We start from the raw sequence: 19241 nt of genomic DNA, 5'->3' as shown, positions 1-19241 counted from the left end.
CTTATTGAAAATCATCCAATAACATCAGTTGTGGTGGTAGACCACCGCCATCAGCATCGACTGCAACGGCGGTATAAATGCCACCGGCTTCCAGTGTGATCGGCCCTACAGGTCCGATAGCGGCAGTGTCTGTGCCGGCTGCCGTAACGGTTACGTAGTAATCACCTGGGGTGACTTGAAAAGTACCGGTAGAGACTATGGCGGCTGGGTCAAATGCTACCCCGGCAAATGCTGGGGTCGCGTCGCTGATGTCCGCTGTTTCAGTTAAGTAAATATCGACCTCGCCCGCTGAAGGGGAAGCATGCACAATTTGAAGCTGTGCCGCGGTAGCGATAGCGCGCGTAGTTTCTGGTAACACCTGTAACGTCAAACTGCTGTCTCCAACTGCGCCGACAGCGTAAACACTGTACTGTCCAGCAAGCTCTGTGGTAACAGCGACATCGTTCAATACGGTAGCGCCACCAGCGGCCGCGACATCAACCAGGTGGTCTCCGGCAGCGATATTGACATATGCTGTAGCATTCTTGAACGCGAGGTTAGTGACCGCAGCCGAGGCGGCGTTATCCAGCGTTACATCAACATTAGGTGCGTCTGCTGAGGCATGCGCCACACGGATATCAGAACCTGAATTAGCATCGGGCACGGTAACGCTAGCATCGCCGTCGGCGACGAGTAAGGTCAACGGCGAGTCACCTGCGGCAGTATTATTGGTTGCGGCCACGACATAGTCGCCACCATCCGCTAAGCTCAACGTACCGGAATCATAGATGGCGGTTTGTTCACCGGCCAACGTCACACGAACGCGGTAATCGCCCGCGGTCACCTCAGTGGGTGCCAAATATTCCGAAAACGACAATGTTGCCACCGGGGCGGCATCCGCTAATGCAGTGTCTGGTTGGGTTAAATAAACGTCAACCATTGGCTGATTATAAGCCGCATGGACGACCTGCAAACGGGCGTTGCCTGCGGTTACGTCGGTCACATCCGAAGAAATGATTAGTGGTTCTAATGAGGCATCAGCGACCTGCCCAGCAGCAAAAATTTCGTAACGCTTATTCGCTTCAAAGGTTAAATCGGCTGGACCGATAACGGTACTTGTCGATTGGTCTGGAAGGATGGCATCTACGCTGATGGAGTAGGTACCAGGCGCCGTCTCGAGTAGCGCCGTTGACTGCTGGTAAGCGGCATCCTCAACCAATGTTTGCTCACCCGCAGAGACATTGACGTTAGGGGCATCAGATGATGTATGATGAATGCGAATGTAACTATTCGCAGTGGTCTCCATATCATTGTCGTCATTACCATCAAACCAGTTGCAGGCTGATAATGACAGCGCCGATAGTGTAATAATTGAAAGTTTCGTGATCCCTTTCATGATAAACCTCTTCAGTATTAGTAATGGGCAATTACCGATACGCGAGAGAAAATGCAAAGGGATCACACTTTATTAACAACTAAGTGTAAAAATCACGCAAAGTTGTATAACCTAAAATGCTAGTAGTAAGAGTGCTCACCGCGTTCATGTTCAGTAACATCCCGAACACCTTTGAGCTCACCATCAAAGCGCGTTAACAACTCTTTTTCAATGCCTTCTTTCAATGTTACGTCGACCATGCTGCAGCCGTTACAGCCGCCACCAAATTGCAGTATCGCGTAACCGTCATCGGTAATTTGGTTTACCATAACTTGACCGCCATGATTCGCCAACTGTGGATTAATTTCGGCTTGAATCACGTACTCTACCCGCTCAATCAGCGGTGCGTCGTCGGCTACCTTACGTGCTTTCGCATTTGGCGCTTTAAGGGTTAACTGCGAACCCAACTCTTGTTCTTCAAAATCGATGGCCGCATCTTCCAGAAAAGGCGCGCTGCCAGAGTCAATAACGGCGTCAAAACCGTTGAAAGGTAGACGTTCATCATCAGGTTCAATAGCGTCTGGCGGACAGTAAGAAACACCACACTCTGCATTCGGCATACCGGGATTTACCACGAATACACGAATGTTTGTGCCCTCTGGCTGCTCTGCCAGCAACTTACGGAAATGTCCTTGTGCCGCTTCAGAAATACGAATCATAGCCTACCACCTCAATATTCACATCGACTCAACGCAGAGCCGAACTGTATACTTGACTAAATTACTAGGGTATATATTAACGCATTTTCATTCCGCATGCTAGCAACGCTTTGTCGGTGCGGTATAACACACAGTCCATACCGACACCGCTATTGCGCCCTTCGCTCTCACCGCGGCAACAGCGGCTGCAGCCGTCGCCCCAGTGGTCAACACATCATCCAAGATGGCAACGCGATGGCCTGCGCATGAAATACGGCAATAGATGCTGCGGTGCGCTGCCAGTGAACGTTGCGTCGCTGACAGTTGATGCTGAGGTCGCTCCTCCCGCAACCGCCGCAACCCTGCTCGACGATAGGGTACGCTAACAAGCCGCTCCAGTTCTTGAGCAATAAGGCCAATATGATGGTAGCCGCGCCGATACCAACGCTTAAGACTCATTGGCATTGCCAACAACATGGTTGGCCAAGCTTCAGCTTCTCGCCGATAGCTCGCTTGTAACTGCGCTGCCAATAAATAGGCTAACGGCTTAGCCAACTGTCGGGCGTGACGAAACTTATACTGTGCAATAAGGTCGGCCGTGAGCGGCTGATACCAAAGCGCCGCGTAATAGCTATCGATGTCATCTAAATGAGCCACTAGTCGCCTTGCATTTGCTGGATACAGCCGCGGCAACGCCTGCAAGCAGTCAGCACAAAAACCCAGTTCTGTGTACACCGTGGTCCCACAACACCAACATTGTCCGGCGCCAAGACGATTGGCAAACTGCGATAAGGTCGCTAACATGCTCGCTCCAATAGTGCCTGTAAAGATAAAGAGCAAAAGTATAGTGACTATTTACCGCCACACTCAGGGTCAAGGCGAGACCGTTGTTGTACTCCATGGCTGGGGATTAAATCATCAGGTTTGGCAGCCAATAATGGCGCCGTTAGCCGAATCTCATCAGCTCATCGCCATCGACTTACCCGGCTTTGGCCGCAGTGATTGGCCCACTGGTAAAGCGATATCTTTCGCCAACATGGTGGCGTTGGTCAGTGCCGAAATACCCGCTGGTGCTCACCTCATTGGTTGGTCGCTCGGCGGCTTAATTGCCTCAGCGATAGCATTACAGCAGCCGCGGAACATTGCCTCTTTAACCACTATAGCCTCGTCCCCGAAGTTTCAAGCGGATGAGCAATGGCCAGGCATTGATAGTAAGGTACTGGACAACTTTCATCTGCAACTGCAGCGCAGTTACGACAAAACCATAGAACGTTTTTTAGCGATTCAAGCAATGGGCGATGAGCATGCCAGAGCACAGGTGAAATGGCTCAAACCGTTGGTTTTAGAACAACCAGAACCTAACTTAACAGTATTAGACCAGGCGCTCGACTGGCTGGCCGACGTGGATCTACGAGCGCAACTACCTAATATCTCAGTGCCTTTGCTGCGCTACTATGGTCGCTTAGATTCACTGGTCCCGAATCGGGCGATTGCGGAGATTGATAAGTTGGTTCCGAAATCGGCTAAGCATGTCGATCCCCAGGCATCGCATGCACCGTTCATTTCTGACCCGCAGCAATTTATTGACCGTTGGTTAGCGTTCACTAACCCAACCCGTTAGCGCTGGCAACTAGGGCAGTACACGGTTGTGCGCTGCCCGAGACGAATTTCCTTTAATCGGGTTTTGCATACCATGCACTGTTTTCCACCGCGCCCGTATACCTGCAATTGTTGGGCAAAGTAGCCGGGGCTGCCATCAACTTGGGTAAAGTCTTTAAGGGTGGTTCCGCCGACTCGAATGGCCTCTGCCAACACCTGCTTAATAATAGGGACTAAGCGTTGGTAGCGCGCAAGACTCACCTTCCCAGCCGCTCGCTTCGGATGAATTCCGGCCTTGAACAGTGATTCGTTGGCGTAGATGTTACCCACCCCAACCACGTTGTGATTGTCCATAATGAAAGTCTTGATAGCCTGTGTCTTGCCCCGCGAACGCTGATAAAGCTGGTCCGCGGTAAAATACTGACTGAGTGGTTCAGGCCCCAAATTGGCCAGCAACGGATGCGCTGACAAATCGTCGTCAGCAAATAGCAACGCACCAAAGCGGCGCGGATCATTCAGCCTCAAACACTGACCGCTTTCGAATACGATTTCGATATGGTCGTGTTTCACGCGCGGCGTATTAACCGGCACTACCCGCAGCTTACCTGACATTCCCAAATGCAGAATCAAACTGCCAACGGGGGTTTTTAGCAGTAAATATTTAGCTCGTCGCTCAACCCGTTGTAACCGCTGTTGCTCAACATTGTGAACGCTGACCGGTACCGGCCAGCGTAGCTGTCCATTAAGTACCTGCACTGCGGTAATTTTTTGCCCTTCAATATGTGGCGAAATTCCTAATCGGCTAACTTCGACTTCTGGTAATTCTGGCATCGTGCACCTGCGTTATTGCCCTAACAATTGACTGATATCGGCGGATAAAATGGTATAGGCTTGTTGTTGACGTGGTAACCATATCACCGGGTGTTCAGCTTGAAAAAGTGTGACTTTTACTGGCGCTTGCTCAGCAAAGCGCAGTTCAACATCAGTAATTCTAGCGCCCACTTTTTCCGTTTTGGTGATAGAAAGATTAAGCCAATGCTGCGCAAGATTTTGCGCAGCTTGCTGTGAAACCGAGCAGGGAGCCTGACACACCCAACCCTGCGGTGAATTCAGATATACGCGATCGGCAATCCGAATTTGTTGCAGCCGCACATCGCTCGGCATTAATTGCATCGGCTCCAATTGCTCGGCCTGTTGCGAGACTTTTTGCACGTTTCCCGGCGCGATCACGTAAAACACCACCATCAGCAATAAAATGGCGTAAACCAAAATATTATTCCACGCTCTTTGGCTTAGAGTGATTCCAAAGAAGCGTCGTTTTTCGTCGATTTTTACCATCTGCCAACCTAATAAAAGCAGTTGTCGATAACCTAAGAATACCCTATATTCGCGGCTCGGAAAAAATATCCTGATTTGAGCACATTTCCCCATGGTCACTGCTGAACTTCATCGCCATATCGCTGACGAGTTAGCCAACAATGGTTACGCCATCATTGACGACTTCCTTGAGCATGAACAGGCATTGGGGTTACATCAGTACGCCCTGTCATTAGCCGATCAACACTGGCACCAAGCCGCTATCGGGAGAGCAGAACAACAAGCCATTAATACTATGGTACGGCGCGATCGGATCCTTTGGCTATCGCCGACACAACCCATTGAAGCAGCCTATTTGGCACGTATGAATGCACTCAAACTGGCATTGAATCGTGAGCTATTCATGGGACTATTTGATTACGAATGCCACCTTGCCCACTACCCCAGCGGCGCATTTTATAAAAAGCACCTTGATGCATTCGTTGGCCGTAGTAATCGAGTGCTCAGTACGGTGGCTTATCTCAACCCTGAATGGCACGACAATGATGGAGGGGCGCTTGTTATTTATGACGACCGAGATCAGGTACTGCAGCGAGTGACGCCAAAATTGGGGCGCTTAGTGATTTTTCTAAGCACCCAGTTTGTGCATGAAGTCGAACGCTCGTTTCGCGACCGCTTCAGTGTCACTGGCTGGTTCAGGGTCAATGCTAGCGTCTCAGGCATTGTTGATCCGCCACGTTAAACCCATCGGTAAATTTCAAGCAATAAAAAACCCGGCAAAAGCCGGGTTTTTCGATTCCATTCAGCGAAATTATTTAATTTTCGCTTCTTTGAAGATCACGTGTTTACGAACCACTGGGTCGTACTTTTTGATCTCCATCTTTTCTGGCATGTTGCGCTTATTTTTATCAGTTGTATAAAAATAACCGGTACCAGCAGATGATACTAAACGAATCTTATCGCGCATGATTGCCCTTCCTTACACCTTTTCGCCACGGCTGCGAAGATCCGCAAGCACTGTGTCGATACCTTTCTTATCAATGATACGCATTCCTTTAGTAGAAATACGCAATTTCACCCAACGCTTTTCACTCTCTACCCAAAAGCGGTGAGTTTGCAGGTTTGGCAGGAAGCGACGTTTGGTCGCGTTGTTTGCGTGCGAGCGGTTGTTACCGACTACCGGACGCTTTCCTGTAACTTGGCATACTCGTGACATGTCTTTACTCCAAAATTATTCAAGCTCGCCTGTCGCCCAACTTGGCCTTGCCTTGAAATCCGAGGGCGCATTTTATACAGCAAACCAGCCCGCTAATCAAGCCATTGCGGCGTTTTTTTGATCGCTTCTGATCAATTCGCGGCAATTTTACGCGAAACTGCGTCGTCACGCCAGCCTTATTATCCGTGGTTTTACAATAATCCGCGCTCGGCAAATGAGACGGGATCGCCAGATCCCACAATAAAGTGGTCTAGCAACATCACATCCACTAACGCTAGTGCTTTTTTTAAGCGCTCAGTGACGCGTTGGTCAGCCTGGCTGGGTTCCGCCACACCAGACGGATGGTTATGGGCCAATATCACTGCGGCAGCATTATATTGCATGACTTGTTTTAATACCTCGCGCGGATAAACGGGCGCGGCATTGATGGTGCCCGAAAACAGCTCTTGGTAATGAATCAAACGATGCTGACTGTCGAGTAACAGAATCGCGAATACTTCGCGCGGCTGATGGCGTAATTGCGTGGTGAGATAATCACGCACCATTTTCGGCTCGGTGAAGCCTTCGGAGCGAGTTAGTTGCCATTTCAAGTAACGCCGTGAGAGCTCTAGCACTACGTGCAATTGGTTAACTCTGGCGGGGCCAATGCCGGCATGCTTCATCAGCCTCTCAGCACTCGCCGTGAGTAAGCCTCCAAGACCATCAAAACTGGTCAGCAGCTCCCGGCAAAGTGTGAGAACGTCAGCTTTGCGGTTCCCGGTACCAAGCAAAATGGCCAGCAACTCGGCATCACTTAACGCAGCGCTTCCCTGTTGTTGCAGCTTCTCTCGAGGTCGTTCCGTTGCCGGCCAATCACGTATAGTCATTCTTGCGCCATCCTTTGCTAGGCTAAACCGTCAGTATAGCTGGCGGCTACCCTGAACGGCGCGCTCGTGTTATCTTTACGTTGTCTTGACATAGAGGTTGCTATGAGCCATTTAGCGAACAAAAATATCGTCTTAGGAGTGACTGGAGGCATCGCTGCCTACAAAACACCTGAGTTGGTGCGTCGGTTAAAAGAGCAAGGCGCCAATGTCCGCGTAGTATTAACTCGCGGCGGCCAAGCATTTGTTTCGGAGCTAAGCTTACAAGCGGTGTCAGCAAATCCGGTCAGCACTGACTTATTGGATCCGACAGCCGAAGCCGCGATGGGCCACATTGAATTGGCCAAGTGGGCGGACATCATTATGATTGCCCCAGCAACCGCTAACAACCTAGCAAAACTCGCGGTCGGCATCGCCGATGACCTGCTCAGCACTATCGTGCTTGCAACAACCGCTCCCATTGCCGTTGCTCCAGCGATGAATCAGCAAATGTGGGCGGCAACCGTTGTCCAGCAAAACTTGCAAACATTGCGCCAACGAAATGTGCATATCATTGGTCCTGACAGCGGTTCGCAAGCCTGCGGCGATGTAGGGGCTGGGCGCATGCCAGATCCTTTAGACTTAGTGGCCGCAGCGGTGCAGATATTAGCTCCTAGCCCACAGTTACTTGCTAATAAGCAGGTTGTGATTACCGCGGGTCCGACTCGTGAGCCACTCGACCCGGTGCGTTATCTCAGCAATCGGAGCTCCGGAAAGATGGGTTATGCGCTCGCCAGTGCTGCAGCCGCAGCAGGCGCCTCGGTCACATTGGTCAGTGGCCCAACCCAGCTAACGACGCCAGCTGGGGTCGATAGAATTGATGTAAACACTGCCACGGAGATGTTAGACGCCTGTCAGCGAGTGAGCGCCAAAGCGGATATTTTTATTGGCTGTGCCGCGATCTCAGATTATCGCGCGGCGGCGGTGGCAACGGAAAAGATGAAAAAATCCGAAGACAGCGACGCGTTGTCACTGACCTTAGTCAAGAATCCCGACGTTATTGCCACCATCGCTAAGACCTATCCGCAGCTATTTTGCGTCGGTTTCGCGGCAGAGACGCAACACCTCAAAGACTATGCTCAGCGCAAACTCAAAGACAAGAATTTACAGCTCATTATTGCCAACGATGTCGCCGGCAATAAGGCCTTCGATCAAGACCAAAACAGCGTTACGGCCTACTGGCATGAGGGTGAAAAGGTTTTTCCCGAGCAACCTAAACGGCAACTCGCCGACGGCTTAATCGCGCTTATCAGTCAACTATTTAATCACGCTAACTAGGATGGAAAAGTAAGCACCTATGACCACCATTCAGATGAAAGTTTTAGATCCGCGGATTGGCAGTGAAATCCCACTGCCAGAGTATGCAACAACTGGCTCAGCAGGTATGGACCTGCGTGCCTGTATCGACACCAAAATAACTATCGCACCAGGCCAATGCGAGCTAGTTGGTACCGGAATCGCCATCCATATTGCCGATCCAGGTTTGGCCGCGACGTTATTACCACGGTCTGGACTTGGCCATAAACATGGATTGGTATTGGGTAACTTGGTCGGCTTGATCGATTCAGATTACCAAGGAGAACTTAAGATCTCTGTTTGGAACCGGAGTGAGAAACCTTACACCATCGAGCCCGGTGAGCGTATTGCACAAATGGTCATCGTGCCAGTAGTGCAGGCACAACTGCAACAGGTAGAAGAATTTAGCGCAACTGATCGTGGCGAAGGTGGCTTCGGCCATTCGGGAAGCCAATAAGGACACTTAGGTATGACACAGCAAAAACGTAATCGCCGTGAGGATATCCTACAATGTTTGGCAGCAATGCTTGAAACCGCACCTGGAGAGCGCATTACCACGGCCAAACTTGCCGCCAATGTCGGTGTTTCTGAGGCCGCTCTGTACCGTCACTTCCCCTCAAAAGCGCGGATGTTCGAGGGTTTAATTGAATTTGTTGAAGAAGCGCTGCTTTCACGTATTAACCGCATCATGGACGAAGAAAAGCACACCATCACTCGCTGCCAAATGGTGCTGCAGCTATTGCTGACGTTTGCCGAGCGTAATCCCGGAATCACTCGTATTATGACTGGCGATGCGTTAATGGGTGAGCAACAGCGTCTACGCAGCCGCATGGTGAACTTATTTGAAAAAATCGAAGCGCAATTGAAGCAAGTATTACGCGAGCGCCGTATTCGAGAAAACCGTGGCTTTGCGATTGATGAGGGCGTGCTAGCTAACCTTATTCTTTCTTATGCGGAAGGAAAAATTGCGCAGTTTGTACGTTCTGACTTTCAGCGTAAGCCGACCGCACTATTCGCGGAGCAATGGCAAGCGATTGAACAACAGTTATTAGCAGAGCCTGAGGTCGCTTAGGTTACTCTGTGGTTTTAGCCCGACTCAACAAGTCGATCGCGGCTTGTTGAGGGGCTTTACCCTCATACAAAACCTTGTAGATTTGTTCGCTAATCGGCATCTCAACGCCGTGTCGGTGAGCAAGCGCAACCACTTCCTTAGTATTGCGATAGCCCTCAACGGCTTGACCAATATCGGCCAGTGCTTGTTCTACCGATTTACCTTGCCCCAGCGCTAAACCAAAGCGACGATTACGAGATTGGTTATCGGTACAGGTAAGGATTAAGTCGCCGAGTCCCGCCATACCAGTGAAGGTATCGCGCCCTGCCCCCAACTGCAGACCCAACCGCGTCAACTCCGCCAGTCCGCGAGTAATCAGTGCGGTTCGGGCATTAGCACCAAACCCAATACCATCAGCCATTCCAGCGCCAATGGCAATCACGTTTTTGACGGCACCACCGAGTTGCACGCCGATAAAGTCATTATTGGTGTATACACGAAACGACCGTTCGCAATGCAGCATTTCGGAAAGTTCATCAACGAACTGATTATCGGTGGACGACATCGATATAGCGGTTGGCAGCCCTTGCGCCATTTCTTTGGCAAATGTCGGTCCCGAGAGGACCGCGAGCGGATGTTTATGACCCAGAATATCTTCCGCGACTTCGTATAACAGACGCCCAGTTTCTGGTTCTAAACCCTTGGTTGCCCACGCCACTCGCGCTGAATCGGTAAGTAACGGTTTAATATCCGTCAATACTTTTGAAAACGCGTGGCTTGGCACCACAACAACAATGTTTTTGACATCTTTGACGGCAGCAGCGAGGTCGCTGGTGACCGTCAAGCATGGTGGAAATTCGCAGCCTGGAAGGTAATGCGCATTTTGCCGCTGTTGTTGCATTTGTTTCGCTTGCTCTGCATCCCTCGCCCACAGTACCGTTTGATGGTTTTTTCGGGCAAAACACAAAGCAAGGGCGGTCCCATAAGAGCCCGCCCCCAGAATGGTTACATCTGCTGATGTTGCCATAAAAATGCTAACTTACGCGTCTGCTTGCGCTTTTGCGTCAGCTTCCGCTTGCGCGTTTTGTTGTTCGACATGACGCGCAAAAATCGCATCGAAGTTAACTGGCGCTAGGTTAAGCTGTGGGAAAGTAGAGCGCGTTACCATATTCGCGACGCACTCACGAGCGTATGGGAACAACAAGTTAGGGCAATAGGCACCTAACATGTGCGCACGCTGGTTATCAGGAATTTCACTGCCGATAGTGAAAATACCTGCTTGTTGCACTTCGCACAGGAAAGCAACTTCTTCACCAATTTTGTTCGTTACAGTCAAACGCAGAACGACCTCATAAACGCTGTCTTCAAGCGCTTTATGTTCAACGTTCAAATCAAGACTGATTTCTGGTTTCCACTCTTTACGGAAAATTTCTGGCGCATTTGGGGTCTCGAATGACACGTCTTTGGTGTATACACGTTGAATGGCGAAACCCACTTGTTGTTCGTTGTTCGCTGCACCGTTAGTTTGCTGTTCGTCAGCCATGATCCTACTTCCTATAATTTGTTGCGATAGTTTTACTGTTAGTTATTTTTGAGTGACGGGTAACTTTTCGCTACGCCAGCCATTCATGCCACCTTCGAGGATGGCAACTTGGGTATAGCCCTGTTGCAAAAGTTGCGTGGCCGACGCTTTTGCCGACATTCCTGTTGCACAGACTAATACAATGGGGGCGTCTTTGAAGTTTTCAATAGACCCCAATTGGTTTTCTTTGATTTGCTCCGCACTGACTTGTTTAGCGCCGTGAATATGGCCTTTGCGAAACTCGTCTGTGGAACGCAAATCAACAAACACACCATCACCACGATTGACCCAGACCGTCGCCTGTTGTGGCGACAATACTTGGTATCCTTGCTTTGCAGAGCGCATCCAAACTGCGATCAGCATGATCAGCAATGCCACCCACAAAATACTCATGAATAAGTGGCGGCTAGCAAACTCTAACAAGGCGTCCATTTTTACCCTCTGTGGTCATTTCGATTTTTGGAGATGTGGGGCATGAGTATACCGACCCGAGCGCGAGTTTCCAGCAAAAAATATGGTGGATGCGAGTAATCCGCAAATGCAGTAAACTAACGGGCAAACAGAATCCATCAGTGAGCAATATCGAGGTTGTCATGAGCATGCGGAAAAAACCATTAGTTTTGTTGATCTTAGATGGCTGGGGCCACAGAGAAGCTGCTGCTGATAATGCTATCACTGCAGCCAACACACCGGTTATGGATAAGTTGTGGAACGACTACCCGCATAGCTTAGTCGACGGTTCAGGAATGGCTGTGGGCTTGCCACAGGGACAAATGGGCAACTCTGAAGTTGGCCATGTTAACCTTGGTGCGGGACGTGTGGTTTATCAAGATTTCACGCGCATTAGTAAAGCCATCGAAGACCGCAGCTTCTTCGACAATGAGGTGCTCACCGGTGCGGTGGATAGTGCCTCTCACTCGCAGGCAGCAGTTCATATCATGGGACTACTTTCCCCTGGCGGTGTACACAGCCATGAAGACCACATTATTGCAATGCTCGAGCTTGCTGCCGAGCGGGGTGCGAAAGCCATATACTTGCATGCGTTCTTGGATGGTCGCGATACGCCGCCACGTTCAGCGCGAGCCAGCATTGAGCGCATTGAAGCAGTCTTTGCACGGCTCGGCGTTGGCCGCTTTGCGACAATCTGTGGGCGCTTTTATGCGATGGATCGTGACAACCGATGGGAACGAATCGAAGCCGCTTATAATGCCATCGTTCATGGACAAGCGGAGCAGCACAACGATAGTGCGCTGGACGCCCTAGCCAATGCCTACGAACACGATCAAAGCGATGAGTTTGTGCAACCGACAATTATTGGCGACGCCGTGCAGGTCAATGACCAAGATGCCGTAATATTTATGAATTTCCGCGCTGATCGCGCTCGACAAATGACCAAAGCGTTTATTAATAAAAACTTCGACGGTTTCGACCGGGGTCGCACACCAAAACTCGCGCGCTTCGTCATGCTCACGCAATATGCCGCCGAACTCGCCGCTCCCGTTGCCTTTCCTCCGGAACCATTAACCAATGTTTTTGGTGAATGGCTGGCAAAAGAAAACAAAACTCAATTACGTATTTCAGAAACCGAAAAATATGCGCACGTCACATTTTTCTTTAGTGGCGGTCGTGAAGACGAGTTTGCCGGCGAAAAACGTGTCCTTATCCCCTCGCCGAAGGTCAAAACCTACGACCAAAAGCCAGAGATGAGCTCGGTTGAACTGACTGATGCCATTGTTGAGGCAATAGACTCCGGTGAATACGACGTCATTATCGCCAATTACCCGAATGGCGACATGGTTGGCCATACAGGCAACTTTGCTGCCGCAGTGAAAGCCTGCGAAGCAGTCGATACCGCTGTCGGGCGCGTCGTCGAGGCGGCTCAACGGGTGGGTGGCGAATGCCTCATCACCGCTGACCACGGCAATGCAGAACAGATGAGTGACAATGCAACAGGACAATCACACACCGCACATACCAGCGAGCCAGTGCCGTTCATTTATGTCGGACGTCCAGCGCAAGCTCGAGACGGGATTTTATCTGACGTAGCGCCCACGATGTTACACTTGATGGGTTTACCGCAACCGCAAGAGATGACCGGTAAGCCGCTGATGCAATTGCGCGATAAGGGTTAACAGAACTCATGCGGCAGCTATTGGCGCTGGCCATCTTGTGTAGTTGCAGTGCGCTATTCAGCACTGCCAATGCGCAACAAACTGAGCAAGACAAAGCGGCGACAGAACAGCAATTAGCAGCAATCAAGGCGGCGATTGCTGAGCGCCAGCAGGCAATTGATGCCCGTGAAGCTACACTATCAACCGCCGAACAAGCGCTGCGAAAACTCGAACTTGAGACTGCTCACGCGGCGGCCGCCTTAGCCAAAACACAACGCCAATATAAAGCGATAAGCGACAAAATTGACCAGTTAGCGCAGCAGCAACAGAAATTGCTTAAGCAACAAAAGCAACAAGCTGAGTTGTTGAAGAAACAGGTCTCTAGCGCTTACCAGAATGGTTCCAGTGACTTCCTTAAAATGCTGCTAAATCAACAAGATCCTGCTGATATCGAGAGGATGCTAGGCTACTATCGTTACCTCAACGATGCACGAATGGAAAAATTAGCAGCAATAAAAAAGACCCAACAACAACTGTCTTCCGTAGCCGAGCAATTGGCACAGCAGCAACAGGCTTTGAACCGAGTTGCCGACCAACAACAACAGCAACAACAACAGTTAAAGCAAAAGCAAAACCAACAAGAACAGCGGCTTGCGCAACTGCAAGCACAACAAAAATCTGACAAACAACAACTGCAAGAGTTACAACAGAACCAACAACAGCTTGAGCAGGTATTAGCCGCTATTGTGGCAGCACTGAAAAATGATGTGCAGCTAACCGGTTTAAAACGTCAGCGAGGACGTTTACCGCATCCGACCGATGGCCGTATTCAAAAACTGTTCGGAAAGTCGCGCCAGGGTCCGGTTGATTGGAAAGGTATCGTCATAGCCGGTGAAAATGGCCAACCGGTGACCAGTATTGCCGACGGCCGGGTGCTTTATGCTGACTGGCTACGCGGTTTTGGGTTAGTGATTGTGGTGGATCATGGTGAAGGCTACATGAGCCTATACGGCCATAACCAAGCCATATTGAAGGCTCCTGGCGAAATGGTTCACCAAGGGGAAACCATCGCGTTGATGGGGCAAAGCGGAGGACGCAACAGTCCTGCGTTATATTTTGAAATTCGCTACCGCGGTAACGCCGTGAATCCCTCGTCTTGGTTGCGCTAATGTTACGTACAGTATTACTTTTCAGCCTGCTTTTTTGCGCCACAGTGGTTCACGCAAGCCCAGCAAAACTGGCGATTGTCATAGACGATATTGGCAATCATCGCGCTGACTTGCGCTGGACTGAATTACCCGGCGATCTGACCTTTGCCATCTTGCCTTACACGCCGTTTGCTCACGCCTTTGCAATAAAAGCGCATTTTAGTCGTAAAGAAGTATTACTTCATATGCCGATGGAAGCCGTGCACGGTAATCGTTTAGGACCCGGTGCAATCACTATGGATATGTCGGCGCAACAAATTAAGTTAACCCTGACTCGCGCATTGGAAAGTTTGCCCTACGTCTCTGGCATGAACAATCATATGGGCAGTGAATTCACCCAACATACTCTTTCAATGCAAGCGGTAATGGAAACACTGCAGAATAAGCAGTTATTCTTTTTAGACAGCCGCACGTCGGCCAAAACCATCGCCGAAGATATGGCAAAGCTCTATGGTGTGCCGACCACTCGGCGAAATGTGTTTTTAGACAATCAACGTGACTCGCGCTCACTGCAACGGCAGTTCGATCGAGCACTAGAAATCGCTAAACAGCGTGGACATGCGGTACTTATTGGGCATCCTTACCCAGAAACGCTCAGCTTTCTTCAGCAAGCACTGCCGCAACTGAATAATAGCGATATCGAACTGGTGTATGCCTCCCGTCTCAGCCGTATCGCTGAACCAGGCTCAAGTGGTCTGTTGCTCCAACCGCGTCAACAAAATTAACCCCTGCTCACGGCTGTCACCACAGCTATCTTCGCTCGCATCAAATTGCTCGCACACTTTCGGTCGTGAGGGTAAACCGAATAGCGCACACAAGTGATCATCAGTTAAATGAACGCAATGCACTCCGGCAGGTTTACCGTGCGGCATATCGGGGATTGGGGAGGAAATTGAGGGCGCGATGCAACACGCACCGCACCCTACTCGACATTGCATCTTTAGCTCATTGCTGAGCGAAGCTTTTTCATCGCATTTTGTTCAAGCTGGCGAACGCGCTCAGCGGATACTTGGTATTTTTCCGCAAGGTCTTGCAAGGTGGCTTTATTGTCACCTAACCAACGCGATTGCACGATGTCTTGGCTGCGTTCATCAAGCGCTTTCAGTGCGCCAAGAAGACGGGTCTGATTATACTGCTCGTAATCTTCTTGTTCGATTTCTTGCGCCAAGTCAGAACGCTTGTCTTCCAAATACATCGCGGGTGAATAGTTTTGCCCTTCACGCGCATCGTCGTCGTCTGAACTCAACTCAAATGCTTGGTCATGGGCGCTCATCCGCGCTTCCATTTCCATCACTTCGGACGGACTCACACCGAGCTCATCCGCGACAGTATTGACTTCGTCTTGGCTGAACCAACCCAGACGCTTTTTCATTTTGCGCAAGTTAAAAAACAGCTTACGTTGTGCTTTTGTGGTTGCGACTTTAACTACGCGCCAATTGCGCAACACGTATTCATGAATCTCTGCTTTAATCCAATGTACCGCAAACGATACCAAGCGCACGCCGACCGAGGGGTCGAAGCGTTTTACCGCTTTCATTAAACCAATATTGCCTTCTTGGATTAAATCCGCTTGCGGCAAGCCATAACCCGAGTATGAACGGGCAACGTGCACCACAAAGCGCAAGTGCGACATGATCAGCTCTTTCGCTGATGACAAGTCCCCTTCGTCATGGAGTTTGTGCGCTAGCTCTTTTTCGCGCTCAGCACTCAACATTGGGATGCGGTTTACTGACTGAATATAGCCTTCCAGTCCGCCCCCTTGAGGCACGGATAATGCGACGCTTTGTAATTCAGTGCTCATAAAATACCTCTAACTAAAACCGACACGACATTGACCCAAAATGCACCCAAAAGTTCCCGAAAAGGCGTGCTTAAGAGATAGATGCCTGACCCTTGAGTGTACCAAAATCACTGTCGCTGACAAGAGCCGATCGGAAAAATGATCACAGTGATCTCAGGCTAGCTTGTTTACGTGACAATTTGATGAATGGATGACTAACTCGGTTCTATCATTTTAATGTGGCGACGCACCGCTAGAAACGAACCCAGCAAACCTAAACCGATGGCAAACGCCCACACCACAAGCATTTCCGATAAGGTTAAGCCGGCTAAGTTGAATTGTGATTGGTACAGGTCAGTCACTCTCGTGACCGCGCCTTCAATCCACCACAGTAACAACGATGTCGCACACCACGCGATGACACCGCCGACAAAGCCATACCACATGCCGGTATAAAGGAACGGACGCTGGATAAAGGACGCCGTTGCACCCACCAACTTCATCACGATAATTTCGTCTTTTTTACTCAATATATTAAGCCGAATGGTATTGCTGACAATGAGTACAACAGCTAAACACAACAGCAACGCCAAACCACCGAGAATATCCTGCGCCAATCCTAACAAGGCGTGTAAACGGGTCAGCCATTGCACATCCAGTTTGCCGTAGGCGACTTCCGGATTCTGTTCTAATTCAAACAACAGTCGCTTAGCCGCTTCGGAACTGCGAAATTGTTGCGCCGGGGTGACCAGCAATACATCCGGTAACGGGTTGCTATCTAGTGCGTCTAACGCTTCACCAAACCCCGATTTTTCCCGAAACTCTTGTAATGCCGCGGCTTTGTCTACCCATTCAACAGCGGCTATCTTTTTGTTTAAACGCAGTGTTTGCTGCAGTGTTTGTACCGCTGCGGGTTTGACGCCATCGCGGATAAACACAGTGATTTGTGACGCTTGTTGCCACTCAGCGCTGATGCTTTGCGTATTCTTAACCAGCACATACAGCGTTGTTGGCAAGGTTAAACTTAAGCCCAACACCGCCATGGTCATAAATGAGGCAAATGGATTTCGGGTGAGTTCACCTAAACTGGCGACGCCTTGCTGAACGTGGTGCACCCAATACATAACAAAGCGCCGTGCAGGAGAAAGTTTTAACCGCTGCGAGGCGCCTTTTTCGATCTCCCGATTACGGAACAACAAACTCATGGCTGCGCCTCCGGCTGTAAACCGTCGTCAATCAGCCGTCCCTCACGCAGCGTCAGCGTGCGGTAGCGTAAACGCGCAATCAGTCCGAGATCGTGAGTGGCAATTAACACTGAAACACCCACTTGGTTAAAGGCTTCGAATAGCCGAATAATTTCCATCGATAATTTTGGATCGAGATTTCCGGTCGGCTCATCGGCTAGGAGTATTGGCGGCTTAGTGACCACCGCTCGGGCAATGCCCACGCGCTGCTGTTCACCACCAGACAACATGGTTGGATAGTGTCGCACTTTATCCAGTAACCCCACCTTATCTAAGGCCGCATGCACGCGCTTGCGTGCCTCCTGCACACTGTAACCCTCAATAATCAGCGGCAAGGCCACATTGTCGAACACAGTTTTATCCATCAACAATCGATGGTCTTGAAAGATCATTCCGATATCACGGCGCACATAGGGTACTTGTGAGGCGCTCATTTTGCGCAAGTCGTGGCCGTTGATGAGCACGCGGCCCGTTGTCGGCCGCTCCATTAAACTGATCAGTTTGAGCAAGGTACTTTTACCCGCACCTGAATGGCCGGTTAAAAAAGCCATCTCGCCAGGCTTTACCTGGAAATTCACCTGACTTAAGGCTTGGTGGCCGCCAGGGTAGGTCTTACTGACTTGTTCAAACTGAATCATTGCCGTGACTCTTCAGCGTTTTCGGATGCTGTAGCTACGGTACGTTGAAATAGCGCCTGAATAAAGTCTTTCGCTATGAATGGGCGTAAATCGTCTAGTTGTTCACCCACGCCAATATACCGGATTGGAATACCAAATTGGTCAGCTACGGCGAAGATAACGCCACCTTTGGCGGTACCGTCGAGTTTGCTCATCACGATACCGCTAACACCTACCGCCTCGGTAAATAGCTTCGCCTGACTGATGGCGTTTTGCCCTGTACCTGCATCAAGTGTAAGCATCACCTCGTGCGGCGCTTCAGGATCGAGCTTTTTCATCACCCGAACGATCTTCTTCAGCTCTTCCATTAGATTGGCTTTATTCTGCAAACGCCCCGCAGTATCCGCAATCAACACATCGATACCACGGGCTTTTGCTGCCTCAACCGCATCATAAACCACCGACGCACTGTCAGCACCGGTGTGTTGTGCTACCACTGGAATATCGTTGCGTTCACCCCAAACCTGCAATTGCTCTACCGCCGCGGCACGGAAGGTATCCCCCGCCGCTAGCATCACCGACTTACCCTGTTGTTTAAATTGCTTTGCCAACTTACCGATGGTGGTGGTTTTACCCACGCCATTAACACCAGCCATCAAGATTACGTATGGCTTCTTGCTGGTATCAATTTCCAGCGGCCGGTCGACCGGAGCAAGGATTTCACTCAGTTGTTGTTGCAACAAATCGTACAGCGCTTCGGCATCTTGCAATTGCTTACGGTCAGCTTGATCCACTAAATTGTCGATAATTTTTTGCGTGGTTTGCACACCCATATCGGCCATTAGCAATTGCGTTTCTAATTCTTCAAACAGCTCATAATCGATTTTTTTACCACGGAAGATACCGAATAGTCCGCTACCGATAGAACCTGACGTCTTTTTCAGCCCATCGCTAAGTCGTTGCCAAAATCCTTTTTTAGGCGTGCGTTGCTGCGCCTCATTACCCGCACTCTCTGCCGTTACCTGAGCACAGGCCTCGGCGGCATCCGGTGCCGATGGGCTTTGCGGTACTGCGGTTTCATGCTCCGCGGGCGCGTGCTCCGGGGCTTGTTCGTCAGCCTGTTGTTGCTGCTGTTGCGGCTTCTCGTCTTTCTCTGACTTATCTTTGCCGAACCACGAAAACAATGAACCTTTTGCCATAACTGCTTACCTTGGAACTGTGCTGATAGAATCGCTACAATAGCGGCATCTGATATTGACCGCGTAG

Annotated in this window: 24 protein-coding genes; 8 read left to right on the top strand and 16 right to left on the bottom strand. The window is 50.2% G+C overall.

Features of this window, described 5'->3' with window-relative positions:
• Position 1: 1 nt before the first annotated feature.
• The 3 genes from CWI84_RS03265 to CWI84_RS03255 form a co-directional block, all read right to left on the bottom strand.
• Entirely contained in the window at positions 2-1375 is a 1374-nt protein-coding gene (locus CWI84_RS03265) for a DUF4397 domain-containing protein (RefSeq protein WP_126841141.1), read from the bottom strand.
• Between the two features lie 119 nt (positions 1376-1494).
• Positions 1495-2073 (bottom strand): Fe-S biogenesis protein NfuA, encoded by a 579-nt coding sequence (gene nfuA, locus CWI84_RS03260; protein WP_126841140.1) that lies wholly within the window; start codon positions 2071-2073, stop codon positions 1495-1497.
• 99 nt (positions 2074-2172) lie between these two features.
• Positions 2173-2856, bottom strand: a complete 684-nt coding sequence (locus CWI84_RS03255) for a ComF family protein (protein WP_126841139.1) — start codon at positions 2854-2856, stop codon at positions 2173-2175.
• Between the two features lie 43 nt (positions 2857-2899).
• Here CWI84_RS03255 and bioH point away from each other — a divergent pair, with 43 nt between their 5' ends.
• Complete coding sequence (gene bioH, locus CWI84_RS03250) at positions 2900-3673, top strand: pimeloyl-ACP methyl ester esterase BioH (protein ID WP_241968716.1); 774 nt, start codon at positions 2900-2902, stop codon at positions 3671-3673.
• Here the strand turns inward: bioH and mutM are convergent.
• Entirely contained in the window at positions 3670-4482 is an 813-nt protein-coding gene (mutM, locus tag CWI84_RS03245) for a bifunctional DNA-formamidopyrimidine glycosylase/DNA-(apurinic or apyrimidinic site) lyase (RefSeq protein WP_126841137.1), read from the bottom strand. The genes bioH and mutM overlap by 4 nt on opposite strands.
• Before the next feature lie 12 nt (positions 4483-4494).
• Positions 4495-4989 carry a hypothetical protein gene (locus CWI84_RS03240; RefSeq protein ID WP_126841136.1) on the bottom strand — a complete coding sequence of 165 codons (495 nt, stop codon included), beginning with the start codon at positions 4987-4989 and terminating at the stop codon, positions 4495-4497.
• 91 nt (positions 4990-5080) lie between these two features.
• Here CWI84_RS03240 and CWI84_RS03235 point away from each other — a divergent pair, with 91 nt between their 5' ends.
• Complete coding sequence (locus tag CWI84_RS03235) at positions 5081-5710, top strand: 2OG-Fe(II) oxygenase (protein ID WP_126841135.1); 630 nt, start codon at positions 5081-5083, stop codon at positions 5708-5710.
• A 69-nt stretch (positions 5711-5779) separates the two neighbouring features.
• Here CWI84_RS03235 and rpmG read toward each other — a convergent pair whose 3' ends face one another.
• The 3 genes from rpmG to radC form a co-directional block, all read right to left on the bottom strand.
• Positions 5780-5935 (bottom strand): 50S ribosomal protein L33, encoded by a 156-nt coding sequence (gene rpmG / locus CWI84_RS03230; RefSeq protein WP_092592986.1) that lies wholly within the window; start codon positions 5933-5935, stop codon positions 5780-5782.
• Positions 5936-5947: 12 nt separating this feature from the next.
• Positions 5948-6184 carry a 50S ribosomal protein L28 gene (gene rpmB, locus CWI84_RS03225; RefSeq protein ID WP_126841134.1) on the bottom strand — a complete coding sequence of 79 codons (237 nt, stop codon included), beginning with the start codon at positions 6182-6184 and terminating at the stop codon, positions 5948-5950.
• A 191-nt stretch (positions 6185-6375) separates the two neighbouring features.
• Complete coding sequence (gene radC / locus CWI84_RS03220; protein ID WP_126841133.1) at positions 6376-7050, bottom strand: RadC family protein; 675 nt, start codon at positions 7048-7050, stop codon at positions 6376-6378.
• 102 nt (positions 7051-7152) lie between these two features.
• On the opposite strand from radC, the gene coaBC reads away from it, so the two are divergent.
• The 3 genes from coaBC to slmA are packed head-to-tail and all read left to right on the top strand — an operon-like array spanning position 7153 to position 9454.
• Positions 7153-8364, top strand: coding sequence for a bifunctional phosphopantothenoylcysteine decarboxylase/phosphopantothenate--cysteine ligase CoaBC (coaBC, locus tag CWI84_RS03215; protein WP_126841132.1), 1212 nt, complete (start codon positions 7153-7155; stop codon positions 8362-8364).
• 19 nt (positions 8365-8383) lie between these two features.
• Positions 8384-8839 carry a dUTP diphosphatase gene (gene dut, locus CWI84_RS03210; RefSeq protein ID WP_126841131.1) on the top strand — a complete coding sequence of 152 codons (456 nt, stop codon included), beginning with the start codon at positions 8384-8386 and terminating at the stop codon, positions 8837-8839.
• 12 nt (positions 8840-8851) lie between these two features.
• The gene (gene slmA / locus CWI84_RS03205; RefSeq protein ID WP_126841130.1) at positions 8852-9454 is read left to right on the top strand and encodes a nucleoid occlusion factor SlmA; all 603 of its coding nucleotides are present in this window, start codon (positions 8852-8854) and stop codon (positions 9452-9454) included.
• A gap of 1 nt (position 9455) precedes the next feature.
• Here slmA and gpsA read toward each other — a convergent pair whose 3' ends face one another.
• The 3 genes from gpsA to CWI84_RS03190 are packed head-to-tail and all read right to left on the bottom strand — an operon-like array spanning position 9456 to position 11447.
• A complete protein-coding gene (gpsA, locus tag CWI84_RS03200; RefSeq protein ID WP_126841129.1) occupies positions 9456-10460 on the bottom strand; it encodes an NAD(P)H-dependent glycerol-3-phosphate dehydrogenase in 1005 nt (334 codons plus the stop codon).
• A gap of 12 nt (positions 10461-10472) precedes the next feature.
• Entirely contained in the window at positions 10473-10976 is a 504-nt protein-coding gene (secB, locus tag CWI84_RS03195) for a protein-export chaperone SecB (protein WP_126841128.1), read from the bottom strand.
• A 42-nt stretch (positions 10977-11018) separates the two neighbouring features.
• Entirely contained in the window at positions 11019-11447 is a 429-nt protein-coding gene (locus tag CWI84_RS03190; protein WP_126841127.1) for a rhodanese-like domain-containing protein, read from the bottom strand.
• Between the two features lie 161 nt (positions 11448-11608).
• Between CWI84_RS03190 and gpmI the strand changes: the two genes are divergently transcribed.
• Genes gpmI through CWI84_RS03175 form a run of 3 tightly spaced genes read left to right on the top strand, consistent with a single transcriptional unit; the run spans position 11609 to position 15059 of the window.
• On the top strand, positions 11609-13147 hold the full coding sequence (gpmI, locus tag CWI84_RS03185) for a 2,3-bisphosphoglycerate-independent phosphoglycerate mutase (protein ID WP_126841126.1): 1539 nt from the start codon (positions 11609-11611) through the stop codon (positions 13145-13147).
• A gap of 8 nt (positions 13148-13155) precedes the next feature.
• A complete protein-coding gene (locus tag CWI84_RS03180; RefSeq protein WP_126841125.1) occupies positions 13156-14295 on the top strand; it encodes a murein hydrolase activator EnvC family protein in 1140 nt (379 codons plus the stop codon).
• Positions 14295-15059, top strand: a complete 765-nt coding sequence (locus CWI84_RS03175; RefSeq protein ID WP_126841124.1) for a divergent polysaccharide deacetylase family protein — start codon at positions 14295-14297, stop codon at positions 15057-15059. Before CWI84_RS03180 ends, CWI84_RS03175 begins: the two co-directional genes overlap by 1 nt.
• On the opposite strand, the gene CWI84_RS03170 is transcribed toward CWI84_RS03175, so the two are convergent.
• The 5 genes from CWI84_RS03170 to ftsY form a co-directional block, all read right to left on the bottom strand.
• A complete protein-coding gene (locus CWI84_RS03170) occupies positions 15021-15272 on the bottom strand; it encodes a YkgJ family cysteine cluster protein (RefSeq protein WP_126841123.1) in 252 nt (83 codons plus the stop codon). The two genes, CWI84_RS03175 and CWI84_RS03170, sit on opposite strands and share 39 nt — an antisense overlap.
• Before the next feature lie 2 nt (positions 15273-15274).
• Positions 15275-16135: an RNA polymerase sigma factor RpoH gene (rpoH, locus tag CWI84_RS03165; protein WP_126841122.1), complete on the bottom strand. Its 861-nt coding sequence runs from the start codon at positions 16133-16135 to the stop codon at positions 15275-15277.
• 194 nt (positions 16136-16329) lie between these two features.
• Positions 16330-17319: a permease-like cell division protein FtsX gene (gene ftsX / locus CWI84_RS03160; protein ID WP_126841121.1), complete on the bottom strand. Its 990-nt coding sequence runs from the start codon at positions 17317-17319 to the stop codon at positions 16330-16332.
• Positions 17316-17996: a cell division ATP-binding protein FtsE gene (ftsE, locus tag CWI84_RS03155; protein ID WP_126841120.1), complete on the bottom strand. Its 681-nt coding sequence runs from the start codon at positions 17994-17996 to the stop codon at positions 17316-17318. The genes ftsX and ftsE overlap by 4 nt, the downstream gene beginning before the upstream one ends.
• Positions 17993-19174, bottom strand: a complete 1182-nt coding sequence (gene ftsY, locus CWI84_RS03150) for a signal recognition particle-docking protein FtsY (protein ID WP_126841119.1) — start codon at positions 19172-19174, stop codon at positions 17993-17995. The genes ftsE and ftsY overlap by 4 nt, the downstream gene beginning before the upstream one ends.
• Positions 19175-19241: the final 67 nt, after the last annotated feature.

Origin of the sequence: Idiomarina tyrosinivorans, from assembly GCF_003987475.1 — a bacterium.
Taxonomy (GTDB): domain Bacteria; phylum Pseudomonadota; class Gammaproteobacteria; order Enterobacterales; family Alteromonadaceae; genus Idiomarina; species Idiomarina tyrosinivorans.
This window is presented reverse-complemented; position numbering and strand designations above follow the sequence as displayed.